17 protein-coding genes are annotated in these 14,630 nt (G+C 35.1%); 12 read left to right on the top strand and 5 right to left on the bottom strand.

The window, feature by feature from the left end; all coding sequences use genetic code 11:
• Positions 1-209: 209 nt before the first annotated feature.
• On the bottom strand, positions 210-623 hold the full coding sequence (locus ACT9TX_RS17725) for a GlcG/HbpS family heme-binding protein (RefSeq protein WP_481340314.1): 414 nt from the start codon (positions 621-623) through the stop codon (positions 210-212).
• 86 nt (positions 624-709) lie between these two features.
• Between ACT9TX_RS17725 and ACT9TX_RS17720 the strand changes: the two genes are divergently transcribed.
• The 5 genes from ACT9TX_RS17720 to ACT9TX_RS17700 all read left to right on the top strand — a co-directional run bounded on the left by ACT9TX_RS17720 (position 710) and on the right by ACT9TX_RS17700 (position 5,614).
• Positions 710-1,141: a MarR family winged helix-turn-helix transcriptional regulator gene (locus ACT9TX_RS17720; RefSeq protein WP_481340312.1), complete on the top strand. Its 432-nt coding sequence runs from the start codon at positions 710-712 to the stop codon at positions 1,139-1,141.
• Between the two features lie 259 nt (positions 1,142-1,400).
• Positions 1,401-2,261 carry an FRG domain-containing protein gene (locus tag ACT9TX_RS17715; protein ID WP_481340310.1) on the top strand — a complete coding sequence of 287 codons (861 nt, stop codon included), beginning with the start codon at positions 1,401-1,403 and terminating at the stop codon, positions 2,259-2,261.
• Positions 2,262-2,539: 278 nt separating this feature from the next.
• Positions 2,540-3,469, top strand: coding sequence for a DNA-methyltransferase (locus ACT9TX_RS17710; RefSeq protein ID WP_481340308.1), 930 nt, complete (start codon positions 2,540-2,542; stop codon positions 3,467-3,469).
• A 5-nt stretch (positions 3,470-3,474) separates the two neighbouring features.
• A complete protein-coding gene (locus ACT9TX_RS17705; RefSeq protein ID WP_481340306.1) occupies positions 3,475-4,248 on the top strand; it encodes a DpnI domain-containing protein in 774 nt (257 codons plus the stop codon).
• A gap of 421 nt (positions 4,249-4,669) precedes the next feature.
• The gene (locus ACT9TX_RS17700) at positions 4,670-5,614 is read left to right on the top strand and encodes an alpha/beta fold hydrolase (protein ID WP_481340304.1); all 945 of its coding nucleotides are present in this window, start codon (positions 4,670-4,672) and stop codon (positions 5,612-5,614) included.
• Between the two features lie 184 nt (positions 5,615-5,798).
• Here ACT9TX_RS17700 and ACT9TX_RS17695 read toward each other — a convergent pair whose 3' ends face one another.
• The 3 genes from ACT9TX_RS17695 to ACT9TX_RS17685 all read right to left on the bottom strand — a co-directional run bounded on the left by ACT9TX_RS17695 (position 5,799) and on the right by ACT9TX_RS17685 (position 6,775).
• The gene (locus ACT9TX_RS17695) at positions 5,799-6,050 is read right to left on the bottom strand and encodes a hypothetical protein (RefSeq protein WP_481340302.1); all 252 of its coding nucleotides are present in this window, start codon (positions 6,048-6,050) and stop codon (positions 5,799-5,801) included.
• A 117-nt stretch (positions 6,051-6,167) separates the two neighbouring features.
• On the bottom strand, positions 6,168-6,500 hold the full coding sequence (locus tag ACT9TX_RS17690; protein ID WP_481340300.1) for an N-6 DNA methylase: 333 nt from the start codon (positions 6,498-6,500) through the stop codon (positions 6,168-6,170).
• Between the two features lie 11 nt (positions 6,501-6,511).
• Positions 6,512-6,775, bottom strand: a complete 264-nt coding sequence (locus tag ACT9TX_RS17685) for a hypothetical protein (protein ID WP_481340298.1) — start codon at positions 6,773-6,775, stop codon at positions 6,512-6,514.
• 198 nt (positions 6,776-6,973) lie between these two features.
• Here ACT9TX_RS17685 and ACT9TX_RS17680 point away from each other — a divergent pair, with 198 nt between their 5' ends.
• From ACT9TX_RS17680 to ACT9TX_RS17650, 7 genes are all read left to right on the top strand, one after another.
• Positions 6,974-7,324, top strand: a complete 351-nt coding sequence (locus ACT9TX_RS17680; RefSeq protein ID WP_481340296.1) for a hypothetical protein — start codon at positions 6,974-6,976, stop codon at positions 7,322-7,324.
• 111 nt (positions 7,325-7,435) lie between these two features.
• A complete protein-coding gene (locus ACT9TX_RS17675; protein ID WP_481340294.1) occupies positions 7,436-7,642 on the top strand; it encodes a transposase in 207 nt (68 codons plus the stop codon).
• Between the two features lie 42 nt (positions 7,643-7,684).
• Complete coding sequence (locus ACT9TX_RS17670) at positions 7,685-7,939, top strand: transposase (protein ID WP_481340316.1); 255 nt, start codon at positions 7,685-7,687, stop codon at positions 7,937-7,939.
• A complete protein-coding gene (locus tag ACT9TX_RS17665; RefSeq protein ID WP_481340292.1) occupies positions 7,893-8,174 on the top strand; it encodes a transposase in 282 nt (93 codons plus the stop codon). Before ACT9TX_RS17670 ends, ACT9TX_RS17665 begins: the two co-directional genes overlap by 47 nt.
• A 98-nt stretch (positions 8,175-8,272) precedes the next feature.
• A complete protein-coding gene (locus tag ACT9TX_RS17660; protein ID WP_481340289.1) occupies positions 8,273-8,614 on the top strand; it encodes a uracil-DNA glycosylase family protein in 342 nt (113 codons plus the stop codon).
• 399 nt (positions 8,615-9,013) lie between these two features.
• On the top strand, positions 9,014-12,535 hold the full coding sequence (gene smc, locus ACT9TX_RS17655; RefSeq protein WP_481340287.1) for a chromosome segregation protein SMC: 3,522 nt from the start codon (positions 9,014-9,016) through the stop codon (positions 12,533-12,535).
• A 103-nt stretch (positions 12,536-12,638) separates the two neighbouring features.
• A complete protein-coding gene (locus tag ACT9TX_RS17650; protein ID WP_481340285.1) occupies positions 12,639-13,145 on the top strand; it encodes a DUF3592 domain-containing protein in 507 nt (168 codons plus the stop codon).
• Between the two features lie 109 nt (positions 13,146-13,254).
• Here ACT9TX_RS17650 and ACT9TX_RS17645 read toward each other — a convergent pair whose 3' ends face one another.
• The gene (locus tag ACT9TX_RS17645; protein WP_481340283.1) at positions 13,255-14,184 is read right to left on the bottom strand and encodes an SPFH domain-containing protein; all 930 of its coding nucleotides are present in this window, start codon (positions 14,182-14,184) and stop codon (positions 13,255-13,257) included.
• Positions 14,185-14,630: the final 446 nt, after the last annotated feature.

Genomic DNA, 14,630 nt, shown 5'->3' with positions numbered 1-14,630 from the left:
TTTGGATTTAGAGTTAATCTAATTGCTGCATTTTATAACAGAAACATTGATTTGAAATGAATTGTCGAAGAGGTCTAATATTAAAGTACGAAAATGGTGCAAGGTTACAATCACCATTTGGTGAAATAGTAGACACCAAAGCAATTGGGCGAGGTACGACAGTTCCAGTTAATAATTTGTACCGAACATCAAACGGAATTTCTTCAATATTAATTTCCATTATTTAGTTCTTTTAAAGAATCAACAAAAGCAGTAGCAACAAATAAATCCTGTTCAAAGTTTCCGCCAGACACACCGACACCACCAACAAATTTGTCATTGAGTTTTAAGGGCAAGCCACCTTCTAACATACAAGCATCCCCAGGCACTTGCTGAATTGCTTGAACCAAAACAGGTAGTTTTTCTGTAATCGTTCTTAAAATATGTGATGGACACTTAAATAAAAAAGCAGTTTTCGCTTTTAAGAAAGAAACTTCAGTCGTCATAAAGTTTGCATCATCCATTCTGATTTGATAAATAATGTGACCGCCATCGTCTATAACCGTCAAGCAAATAGCAACATTTTGTTCATTGGCAACTTGTAGAGCTTCTAACCCAGCAGAGCTAACTTTTTCGATTTTCATTTTTATTGTTTTATATTTGTGTCAGTATTATTTACATAATGTCAATACTATTGACAAATTTATGACAAACAAAATGACATTACCAAATGAATGATGAAAAAAATATTTCGGGACTAATTCACCACTTGTCAAGACAGTTGGCTAATTCAGCAAACCAAAAATGGGCAGACATTGGCTATCCAGATATCAGAACAACCCACGTAAGCATTCTGCTTCGTATTGAGGCAAAGGAAAACAATCATAATATCGTAGCAAAGCAGCTAGGCATTTCACGACAAGCTATTTCAAAACTAAATCACGAATTAATTGAAAATGGTTATTTGGCGACAAGCCCAACAGAAAACAATAAAAAATCAGAAACCCTTTCATTGACAAAAAAAGGGCGACAATTTTTAGACGAATTCAAGAAAGCAAATCAAGACTTAGAAAAGGCGTTGATAAAAATTCTTAACAAAGACAGGTTTCAAGAATTTAAGTCTGCGTTGTTAACTCTTGACAATTATTTCAAGTCCAAGTAGGACAACGAAGAAGGGTATGCAGCTAACAAGGGGTTTGGCAAAAGTGGGGCGGACGGAATAACAATCGGCTTTTTGTAATTTTATGTAGCTTTTGTTCCAGCTTGACAGAATGCTATTTGGCTTTTTGTTGTTATCTTCATCATCAGTTTTTCAATCAGCAGCAGTTCCGGGCAGACGGAATTCTATTTCCCAAACTGCAGCAAGCCCTGTTCGTTAGCAGCCATTCTACGTCGACATTTCAAAATTCATTGCAAACAACATGACAATACACGGAACTATAACAACTTTTGAAGAATTTGAAAAGTTAGTTGAACAGATTAGATATAGACGAGCAATAACTCAAGGTTACGGACTTCCGTATCGTCAAGAGTTTTATCGTGGACAATTAAATTCAAGTTGGTTAATTAAGCCAAGTTTGACACGAGATTTAAAAACAGAACAACAAGTTAAGGACGCTGAAAATAATTTGATTGACCTATTCAAAAGTGAGATTGCTGCTAAAAATTACTTACATAAAATATTTTTACATCAACAACCGAGAAGTTATCAAAATGATTGGGCTTGGCTAATGCAGGCACAACACTACGGCATTCCGACACGAATATTAGATTGGACATTAAAACCAGAAGTTGCTTTGTATTTTGCGGTTGACAATCCCGACCTTGACAATGTTGACGGACAATTTCTTGTTATGTACTATCCACTTTTCAGCATAAAAACGGAAAGCTATCAAAATCATCAGTTTTACGATATTCATCCAAAAGACATAACTGATACATGGTTTATGAACCCAAGTTTTTACGCTGAACGAGATTACGATAACAATACAGCAGAAACACGGAGAGCAAGACAACATGGAAAGTTTTCTATGCAGACTTACCAAAACTCTTTGTTAGGACTTGACGAGCAAGCAGATTTTGACAAGCCTTGGAACGAAACATTTGAACCAGTTATTGAGAAATATATTGTTCCAGCAGCATTCAAATCTCAACTTCGTTTAGACTTAATTTCAAAAGGTTGGCATGGCGAATTTTTATACGCAAATGAAGACGACACGATAAATGAAATTCGTGACAAATGCAAACAACTTCTTGCCGACGTGACAAAGAACGGCTGCTAACATGGGGTTTGCTGCAAGTGTGGCTGGACGTTGTTAGCATCAGAAGCAGTTCGCTACTCGGCTTCAGTCCGGGCTTGACGGAATGCTATTTGGCTTTTGGTTTTTAACTTATACTTTTAGTTCATCAATCAGCAGCGGTTCCGGGCAGACGGAATACTAATGCCACACCTGCAGCAAGCCCTGTTCGTTGGGCGTAAGCATACCGAACAGCGTTTCAATAATAAACTTCACCAAGACAAAATAAACTAAATACTATAAATTTGTTGCAAACTTTGACAATGGAAGATAACGTAATGACAAGCTATGTTTTTGAAGAAATGGTTGGCTACATTTCAAAAAATGGAACACAACGTTCTATTAAACCAGTTTTCAAAACTGATGACTTTGCATTATACAATGACGATAGCCTTGAAGTTATGGCACGACTTTCAGACAACTATGTTGATATGATTTTTGCAGACCCACCTTATATGCTTTCTAACGATGGATTTTCCTGCCAAAATGGAAGAATGGTAAGTGTAAACAAAGGCAAATGGGACAAATCAAAAGGCTTTGGCGAAGATCTTAAATTTCACGAAACTTGGATAAGTGAATGTAGAAGAATTTTAAAACCCGAAGGTTCAATTTGGATTAGTGGGACTTATCACTCAATTTATCAATGCGGTTTTTTACTTCAAAAGTTAGACTTTCATATGCTTAATGATGTAGCTTGGTTTAAGCCCAATGCTGCACCCAACTTGAGTTGTAGGTTTTTTACAGCATCGCACGAAACACTTTTATGGGCAAGAAAAGACAAAAAAGCAAAGCATACATTCAACTATTCAGCAATGAAAGAAGGACACTTCCCTGAAGATCCAATGAAGAAACCTGAAACACAAATGAGATCTGTTTGGAGCATACCAACAACAGCACAAAACGAAAAAGAATTTGGCAAACACCCAACACAAAAACCTTTATCGCTATTAAAAAGAATTGTATTGGCTTCGACAAATCCTAACGACATCATTTTTGATCCTTTCAATGGAAGTGGAACTACAGGAATTGCAGCAACCTCAATAGGTCAAAGAAAATACATTGGTTGTGAACTTAACAAAAACAAGAAGGATTTGGGCGTTACCCTAAAGGGTCGGGCTTTTCGTTCCAATCTTTTTTTCGTTCCTCAAAAAAGGATTTCCACTTCAATCCCTAACGCAAACCAAGCTGCATAACATTAATGAATCTTCAGTTCGATTTACATTTAGCAAAAGGATATACAAGCAATTCACAAATAGCAAGAGTGCTTACTGAAAGTTGGGTTAAGCAAAATAGTTATTGTCCAAGCTGTGGTTTTCTGAAATTATCTGAGTTTGAAAATAATAGACCTGTTGCAGATTTTTATTGTAGTAATTGTTCGGAGGAATTTGAAGTAAAAAGTAAAGATGGAAATAGTGTTGGGGATAAAATAGTTGATGGTGCTTACTCTACTATGATTGAAAGAATTAACTCTCAAAATAACCCTAATTTCTTCTTCTTAAATTACAATAAGAAAAGTGCTTCTGTAAATAATTTCTTAATTATTCCAAAGCATTTTTTTGTTCCAGATATTATTGAAAAAAGAAAGCCATTAAGTGATACTGCAAGAAGAGCAGGTTGGATTGGTTGTAATATTGAAATATCTAAAGTACCAGAAAGTGGTAGAATATTTTTAGTAAAGAATTCTGAAATTATTTCTCAAGAAAAAGTACAAGAAAAATGGTTGAGTACTGCTTTTCTTAAATCAAAAAATTTAGATTCAAGAGGATGGATTTTGGATATTATGAGTTTTACTATGATAAATCCTAAAATTTTAGTTGATACACCATTCTTTGAAAGTCATTGTTGGGAGAAATTAAAATCAATTGTTTTTTGTGCAGTAACTTGGAATGGAAAACACAACCTAAAATCTGAACTTCTTAAAATACAATCATTCGACTTTTTAGAAGATGATAATATAATCTCTGAAATTTAAGCAGACTATGAGTTTATAAGAAATAAATGTGCAACACAAGGCTTTACAGCATTGACAGGTGCTGATGGAAAATGGATACAAGCAAGAACAAAAGGTGCGGGACACGGCTCTATTAGTCGAGCATTTTATGCACGAAAAGGTTTGATAAAAGAAATTATGAAACTCTAATGGCAGACAAATAATGCCTACGCCCAACATTTGGTCTGGCATTATTGGGGCTTGACGAATATTGCCTCAGCATTTGTTCATTATTGTGCTTCAGTTCGGGCAGGACGTTATAAATTTGGCTTATGAATAAAACATCAGCAATATTGCAATCATTAGGCTTTGGTTATGGGCAGACGGAATTCTAATTCCCCAACAACGCCAAGCCTTTTTCGTTAGCCATTACTTGCCAAACCGTAAAAAAATCATCACAAATATGAGAAACAAACTTTTAATAATTTTATTATTTTTAGCTAGTTCAATTAATGCACAAAAATTAGATTCCCTTCCTTATAGCCAAGGATACCTTTATTATCATACTTATGGACAAAGTGGTGAGCCTATCGTCATTTTATCAGGTGGGCCTGGTGGTAATTGTAAGCAAGAAGAAGATGTTGCAATTACACTTAGCTCAAAATACAAATGTTACTTATTGGAACAAAGAGGTACAGGATTATCTCAACCTAAAGTGATTGATTCAACAACCATTACAGTTAAAAATGCAGAGAATGATATTGACCTTTTGATAGAACATTTGCATTACAAGCAAGTGATTTTGTTTGGTCATTCTTGGGGTGGTATGTTAGGCTTATCGTATGCAGTTCATCATCCAAATCGAATCAAGAAATTAATACTGTTGGGTACTGGAGAAATAAAAAGTGATAAAAATGTTTTAAATACTATTTATGACCTTCAACACTCAAGAGTTGATAGTATCACAGACAATACACTTATGAGAATTGCTGAAAAAATTGAAAATAACACAGCTACTGAAGCTGAGAAAACTTATTTAAAGAAGACTTCTCTATCTGTAATGTTCAATAACAAAAGTGTTGTTGATTCTGTATATGCAAAATTTTCTATTCTCAAAAAGTCCGACCCTAAAGTATTCGATTTAATGTTTAATGATTTTGCAAAGACTAAATTTGATTTGACAATCCCCTTAAAGTCTTTTGACAAACCAATATTTGTACTTTGTGGCAGAGAAGACTTTTATGCCTTTTTATCATACGAATTAAAAATAGCAAAACCTTCAGCCCAACTTTACTGGATAGAGGGTAGTGGACATTTTCCAATGTATGAAAATCCAAAAGAATTTTATAGAATATTTTTTGAAATCCTAGACAAACCTAATGTGAAAAAGAATAAAAGCAACGGCTAACAGTTGGTTTGGCATTATTGGGGCTTGATGAATATTGCCTCAGCATTTGTTCTTTTTTGTGCTTTAGTTCAGGCTTGACGTTATAAATTTGGCTATGAATAAAACATCAGCAATATTGCAATCATTGAGCTTCGGTTATGGGCAGAGGGAATGCTAGTGCCCCAACAATGCCAATGCTTCAACGTTACAAGCCATTTTCTTGAACACCCTCTTCATCGACAAAAGCAGAAAGTTTGCTTATTAAAACTTCATTTTTACAAGCATCTTTTTCACGCAATGCCAAACGATAATTAAACTCTTCTATTCCAATTTGTTCAATCAAAGTTTCTTTTCTGTGATCTAAATTTCTCTTTGCCTGGCGTTCTCTATCAGCTTTTAATTTTAGGGAACTAGTGCAAGTTTTTGCGTGTTGTAGCGTTAATTCAAATATGTTCATTTTAAAAAGTGTTTGTTGTTTAGAAATTATTTTATTAGTTATTTGAGTTCGTTCCTGTTCGCTAATTCTTGAAAATTTACTTTTAGTAAAATCGTTGCTGGTGTAGTAAATTGGACATCAAACATCATTTACTTTTCCTTTGCCAATGTGACAACTTTTATAAAACTCATTACTCAAAGGGTTATAGTGTGCAATTTCGCCAACAAGAATATTTATTAGTATGTTTAAAGTTGCCATTTTCCAACAAGTTTCATCAATATCACATCCAAACATTAAAGTAAATCTGTGGTTACTTGCAGCATATAAGAGCATACGACCACTACCACAACTTGGCTCTAACATTGTTTCGTTTTTGTTGACCATTATTCCACCTAAACACTTTGCCATAAAGTCTGTAATGTGTTGGTTTGTGAAATATTGCCCAACTCTACCTTGTGAGCAAGTAGCCATAAATAAATCGCCTAAAAAGCGTCATAAAAGCAGTTGCCATTGTTATCACTTAAATCACGCCAACAGTTAAACATTATTCTCATTTCTTCGGCTTCCTCTGTATTGTAAGTTTTATCAAATCTTTCAATAATTTCAAAGTCTGCATCTGTTTTTTCAATGTTTAAAAGAAACAAGGCAAAGCCGAGAAAGTCATCAAAAACTTTATTGTAAGCGTGACGATATGCCAACTTTTCAAAGCTGCTTATGAATTGTTTATATGGTGTTATTCCTTTCATTTTGACTAATAAAAACGGCTTGTAACATAAGTGCTGCCGTTATGGCGGGGCGACTGAACTCGCCATCAGCAATGTGCATCATTGAGCTTTGTAGGTGTCTTATCTGTATCCTTTCAAATTCCACCACAAACGGCAAACACCCAGCGTTGCCTGCAACCTTACCTTACCACTTAAAATTACTTAAATAGATAAACAATAATGTCAAAACTTCCAATACGTTTTCAAAAAATTAAGATAAAAAATTACAACAATATTAACGTAGTTAAATATTTAGTAACTGTGTCTGAGAAGAATAGTTATTTTGATAAAACTGTATTGTGTTACAGGTCTGAACTTGTAAAACTTCGTGACGAACTTGATAAAGTTTTAGAAGATAGCACAACTTCTGAAATTTTGAATATATCAGAAGATAAAGCTCTATTTGTTGAGAATACTCATAAGGTAGACAAACTCTGCAAAAACTGTGAATTTAGAATGACACAGAATTGCGTTACTTGTCATATTGTTCTTGATAGCCCACTTGAGAGAAAATTATTTCTTGAATTTTAGAAGCTGTTTGAGTTAATACTCTAAAAAGGGATAAATATTTTTTAATAGACTAAAATAAGGGGGTCATTCGTTAAAGAGTTAATGACAAAAAAAATTTTCAACTGACTTCCAGTGGCAAATAATAGAAAGTTTATTGAAACACAAAGAAAACCTAAGCGAGATTTAAGAAATGTATGGGAAGCGATATGCTATGTAACTAAAACAGGTTGTCAATGGCGATTACTTCCTGAAAATTACCCACCTTGGCAAACAGTTTATTGGTACTTTAGAAAATGGACATTGGATGGAACTATTGAAATAGTGCATCAAGAAATTTGAAAAGCTGTTCGTAAACAAGCTGGTAAAAATGAGAGTTGCAGCATAGGAATTATTGATAGTAGTAGCGTTAGAATGAGTGCTACCAGTGGACACAGCAAAGGGTTTGACGGTAATAAGAAAATAAAAGGCTTAAAACGTCATATCATAGTTGATAGTTTAAGATTGGTAATAAATTTGGTAACACACGCTGCTAACATTCACGATAGTGTTGGGGCAAAACAGGTGTTTGAAAAAGTAGTTGAATCAAAATATGATGAACCCCAATCTACAACACATTTTTGCAGATTCTGGTTATAGAGGCAATTTAAAAAAATGGGTTCAAAAGAAGTTAAATATGAATTTGATAATAGTTAAAAGAACAGACAAAACCAAAGACTGGAAAATACAACCTAAACGATGGGTTATTGAAAGAACATTTGCTTGGCTATTGAATTTTAGAAGACTTGTTATCAACTATGAAAGAATACAAGAGTCGGCTGCTAGTTATATCTATTTGGCTATGATGTGCCTAATGGTCAAAAATATTAATTAACTCAAACAACTTCTTAAAGTGTAGCACATCATATTTGCTGCACTTTTTTGTTATATAGTTATCTGTTTCATTTTTATACAGGCAAATTTTAAAAAAGGATGAGAATTGTAACGCATAAATTCAGGGATTATCAGCTTAAAGCGGATATAAAGACCTTAATTATAGGCACATTTAATCCTGATGCAATGGGCAATTCAGCAGCCTGTTTTTATGGCCGAAGCCGAAATAATTTATGGAAGCTTTTGCCAATTGCTTTTGGCAATCACAGCTTGAAAGGTCAATCACTTGATAGCAAAATTGCATTTTCTGAAAAGTATAAAATTGGTTTTATTGATTTGATAAGTAGTGTAAGTGTTGAGGAAGTACAGGAGACAAATTACGATGATGATTATCTTGACAGTAGAGTTTTAGAATGGACAGATATTATTAAACAATTATAAAGTATACGGCATATAAAACGTGTCTGTTTTACAAGAAAAACCTTTTCTGGTATCCCAAAAATGAAGCAAAAAATAGTAGCAACAGAACAATTTTGCATCGCAAAAAATATAAAATTTACCTTTTTGGTAACGCCAGCTAGATTTTACAATTTGTATAAGCAGGAAATTTGGAATGAATTTTTGGGGATTAATTTAGAGTAAACTTTTATGTAATTCATACTGATTTTTACCTTCTAAGCACTTAAAATCAATCGGTTACAAAATAGATGCTGCGAAATGCTTATAAGTAGCTGAAACAGCTAGCTTTTGGTTGCTAACCAGTTGTCCACAGAATAATTGTTAATCCTTGTTTTTACTGGTAAAACCGTATGTTCGCAGGTACTAAAATGGGTTAGTGCTATGCGATTAAAGAGTTTAGAAATCAAGGGCTTCAAGAGTTTTGCTGACAAAACCGTCGTAAGTTTTGACGAAGGCATTACTGGGATTATTGGGCCTAATGGTTGTGGTAAAAGCAATATTATTGACAGTATTCGCTGGGTAATTGGCGAGCAAAAAATTAGTGCATTACGTAGTGAGAATCAAGGGGCTTTGGTGTTTAATGGTTCTAAAACACGTAGCGCTAGTGGCTTGGCCGAAGTGAGTTTAACTTTTGAAAATACACGTAACTTATTACCAACTGAATTTAGCACTGTAACCGTAACTAGAAAGTTTTATAAAAATGGTGATAGCGAGTATCGCTTGAACGATGTAAGCTGTCGTTTAAAAGACATTCATAACCTGTTTTTAGATACAGGTATTAGCACCGATAGCTACGCTATTATTGAGCTTGGTATGGTGGATGATATTATACGTGACAAGGAAAACAGCCGTAGAAGAATGCTAGAACAAGCAGCCGGCATTACCATTTACAAAACACGTAAAAAAGAAGCCAAAAGCAAGCTTGATGCAACCGAGCAAGATTTAGCTCGTATTGAAGACTTGTTATTTGAAATCAATAATCAGCTAAAAACACTTGAAAATCAGGCGAAAAAGGCAGAGAAATATTTTGAGCTCAAGAAAGAATATAAGGACATAGCAGTAGAGCTAGCAAAAGCTGCATTGGAAGGTTTTAACGTAACGTACAAAGACCTAAACGAGCAGCAAGAAAATGAAGCCAACAAAAAAATGCGCTTGGATGCTGAAATTGCTACCGAAGAAGCAGCCATAGAACAAGAAAAAGTAGGCTTTATTGAGAAAGAAAAGGCTTTGCACAGTATGCAAATTGAGTTCAACGAATTGCAGCAAAATCTTCGCACAAAAGAGAATGAGAAGAATTTGGCTTCGCAAAAACTACATTACCTAAAAGAAAAAGAAACCAATCTTAAAGACTTTTTGGTAAAAGCAGAAGGGCAGTTGAAAAACTTAGGCGATAGCATTCAGTACACACAAATTCAAGTAGGCGAAGAAAGTAATCAACTACAAGAATTGCAGTACAAAGTAGCCAATGCAAAACAAGATATTGACGATAAAAGACAGGTATTTGATGATAAACGTGTAGGCTTAGATGGCTTGCGCAATCAGTACCAAAGCATACAGCGCAATCAGTTTGATGCAGAGAAAAAAGTAGCCGTTGCAGATACGTCAATCAATAATATTCAACGTTCATCTGCACAGTTAATTGAGGAGCAGCAAAACCGTCAGTACCAGTTAAAACAACTTGAAAACGAAGCGTTAGAAAAAGAAGATTTGCTAGCGCAAAAACGTATTGATTTGCAGGTGTTACATGAGCAACATGAAACCGCCAAACAAAACATTTTGGCTACGCAGCAAGAGCTAGAAGTATTGCGTAATCAACTAGCTGACGAAAACCGCAAGCTTGACAGCAAACGCAATGAATACGCCTTATTGAAGAGTTTAATTGACTCGATGGAAGGTTATCCTGAGAGCATTAAATTTTTACATAAAAACCCAAATTGGAATCACAGCGCACCAATTTTATCAGACATAATTTATGTAAATGAAGCCTACAGAACCGCTGTAGAAAATGTGCTTGAGCCATACCTAAACTATTATGTTGTAAACAATTTGGCAGAAGGTATGCAAGCGGTGCATTTGCTTGACGATAATAAAAAAGGTAAGGCCAATTTCTTCTTGTTAGACCAATTGAAAGGCCAAGAAATCAGCAATATTCCTCAGCCTGCAAATACAATCAAAGCCCTTGACGTAATTGAGGTAGATGAGGAATACCAAACCCTTGCTGAGTACTTGTTGCAAAATGTGTACATAGCAGAAAATGAAGACGCATTTACCAATAGCAATGGCGTAACCATTTTAGAAAAATCGGGCAAGTTTGTAAAAGGTAAATATACCTTAACAGGAGGTAGCGTTGGCTTATTTGAAGGTAAAAAGATTGGCCGTGCTAAGAACTTAGAGAAGCTGAACGACGAAATTATTATGCTAGATGCGGTGGTACAATCGCTAAAAGCAGAAATACAAACTACGCACAACCGAGTGATTGGTTATAGTGGTCAGTTGCAAGAAAAAGCTATTAAGCAAACAGAAATTGAGGTTAACCAATTAACCAACCAAGTATTTGCTGCAAAGAATAAAATTGAAAATACGCAAGCGCAGCAAGCTGCATCAGCACAACGTTTAGAAGACTTGCAACTACGCCTTGAAGACGAGCAAGAAGCCATTGCAACGACAAGAGAAACATTGCAAAGCTTAAACGAACAATTGCTACAAACCAACGAACAATTGAAATTGGTAGAGCAAGATTACAAGTTAGCTGAACAGGATTACCAAAAAGCATCGGTGCAATACAACGAGAACAATTTACAGTTAACACGTCAGCAAAGTAAAATCACTGCGTTGCAACAAGAGCTTGCGTTTAAGCAAAAGCAATTGAATGATTTGCACCAACAAATTGATACCAATACGGCACAATTAGCTGAAGCCGCTACGAATATTGAAGAAGGTGAGAATGCTTTGCAAGACAGCCACGAAGCGTTGTTGATTTTGCTACGCAAAAAAGAAGAAGAAGAGAAGAAATTGAATGAGGCTGACCAAGCATTTTACAACTTACGTAATGCATTACAAGCCAAAGAAAGTGAGCTACGCAGCAAGGTGAAAAGCAAAGAGCAATTAGACAGTTTAATTAACGAACTAAAAGACAAACTGAATGAACTGAAACTGCAACTAGCCGGCATGAAAGAGCGTTTGCATGTTGAGTTTAAAATAGATTTAGATAAAATTTTAGACGAAACTAGAACTACCGACACGCCTTTAGAAGAGCTACAAGCGACAAGCGATCGTATGCGTAAGCGTATGGATAATATGGGCGAAGTAAACCCTACAGCCATAGAAGCTTACACCGAAATGAAGAAACGTTATGACTTTATTTTAGAGCAGAAAAACGACTTGGTAAATGCAAAAGACAGCTTGTTACAAACCATTCAAGAGGTAGAAGCAACGGCTAACCAACAGTTTTTAGATACCTTCAATAAAGTGCGTGACAATTTCCAAAAAGTGTTCAAAGCCTTGTTTACAGAAGAAGATACGGCCGACATGATTTTGGTAAATCCTGAAAACTTAGCCGAAACAGGCATTGAAATTATTGCCAAACCAAAAGGTAAGCGACCATCATCCATCACGCAGTTAAGTGGTGGTGAAAAAACCTTAACTGCAACGGCTTTATTGTTTGCCATTTACTTAATTAAGCCAGCGCCTTTCTGTATTTTAGATGAGGTAGATGCACCGCTTGACGATGCCAATGTGGGCAAATTCACGCAAATGATTAAGAAATTCAGCGATAACTCGCAGTTCATTATTGTAACACACAACAAGCAAACCATGGGTGCTGTAGACGTAATTTACGGCGTAACTATGCAAGAACCAGGCGTAAGTAAACTTGTGCCAGTTGATTTTAGAAGTTTGAATTAACTTATCTGAAACAAGATTTTAATGGATATAGAAGGTAAAAGAATATTTATTTGTCAGCGTTTGCAACGTTATTCAACTGCATAGGCGTCGCACACTGCGGCTGATGGAACTTTTATCAACTGTTAATTCAAATAAGCAAACACTTTTAAATTCCCCTTTAGGGGCAAGGGGCATGTACAAATTCATCAGTATTTTATATCTCGTTATTTTCAGTTTGTATGTTTGGTTTTCACGCCAGCCAGACTATTTTGATGGTGAATTTGCACCAGCTACCATTGTTGTTGTAAAAGATAGCGCTTCGCAAAAGCTAGTAGCAAAAGCTAGTTTTACAGTGAGTAAAATGTCGTATCAAGTAAATGCAGATTATTTGTTTCGTAGCTACCAAGCAGGTGAAAGGGTAGAAGTGATTTACGAATTGTCTAACCCTAAAAAGGCTGCTGTGTATGCGTTTTGGGGTTATTGGTTAACAATGGGCGAGTTAATTGCATCCATTGTAATGTGGTTGGCGTTGTTTCAAATCGCAGTTGGCATTACTAAAAATCCCACACCTGAAGCTTTGCTAGAACAGCTAGAATATGTACCAGAAAAGAAGACCAAATACGATATGTAATATTTGATTCCATAGACCACCATACCAGATTTAATTAAAACAGCATCAGAAATTTAATCTCTGATGCTGTTTTACTTTGTGCCTAATGTGCCTATGTGGTAAAATTTAACTAGCTATTATTTTCTCTAGTTTTCATCATGCCCATTACCTGTTTCATGGTTTTATCCATGCCTTCAGTGCTGCCATCTAAGAATATTACGTTGCCTTTACCATATTCAGCAAAGTTTTTAATGGCTTCGGTCCACATACTAAATAAAATTACATTCGTATCAAGGTTAGCTTGCTTCATTTGTTCAGCCGCCTGACTCATACCTTGTGCAACTTCTTCTCTAAACAAAGCCACACCTTGACCACGTAATCGTGCTGCTTCTTTTTCAGCCTCAGCCGAAATTTTAATAAAATTACCTTCAGCCTCAGCCGCTTTAGTTTTAGTAATTAGTAAAGCTTGACCTTCATTTTCAGCAGCAGCTTTTAAGTTGTTACTAGCTACCACTTTGCTCATGCTTTCCATCACGGCTTTGTCAAACGTGATATCGTTAATTTGTAAATCTTGCAAATGATAACCCCATTCTTCTAGCGAATGATCAATTTGTTCTTTTACATATTCTACAATCTCGCTTCTAGCCGTTAAAATTTCAGCTTGTTTTTTAGTAGCTACAAATGCACGTATAGAACCTTCAACCGTACGAATTAAAGCCTGCATTAGGTCTTTGTCGCTAATGAATTTAAAAGCTACTTTTTTAATGGTTTCTTCACTTTCGTTTTGAACCGAATACAACAACATACTTTTAAAATACACATTCGCTTGGTCAATAGTAACTGCTTGAAACTCTAATTCTACAGAGCGATTTTGAATACTGATACGCTTGTAAATCTGCTCAATTAGAGGAATCTTAAACCGCAAGCCCGGTAATAAAATACGTTGATATTTACCAAACATGGTAATAACAGAAATGGTGCCTTGGTTTACAGTTACTAACCCACTAAATACAATGAACAGTAACACAAACACCCACCAGAAACTCAAAATAGATGGCATAGTTTATTATTTAGAAGCGTAATGTAGTAATTAAATTATTGGTATAAATATTTTATAAAAAGAATAGGTTATGATTTTCTATTGATGCAAATTAGTTAATAAACCAAAGGATTTAATCTCAAAACTGTAAGTAATTTATAGTTTTAAATGTATTTTACTATTAATGTATTTTTGTTTTTATCTTTAACGTCACTTCTAACGCCATTAATTATAGATCTGTCGCCGCTTTCAATGTCTCGTCCTTATAATAAACGATACCCATGGCCCTAATGTTGTGGTATTAAATTTCTCCTATGTTTATTTTAATTTTTGTAGTGCCATCAACTTCTATTTTTGTAATGCATCGTTGTTATTAGAAATCTCTTTGTCTGTAATTAACGCAAGTTGCTAGTTATAAAATAAGTGAGCATCGAAAAGAGTTTAAAAGTTACCACACTCATCAAACT

Source organism: Parasediminibacterium sp. HNIBRBA5674 (assembly GCF_056745525.1).
The sequence above is the reverse complement of the archived record's forward strand: the minus strand, read 5'-3'. Positions and strand labels throughout refer to the sequence as shown.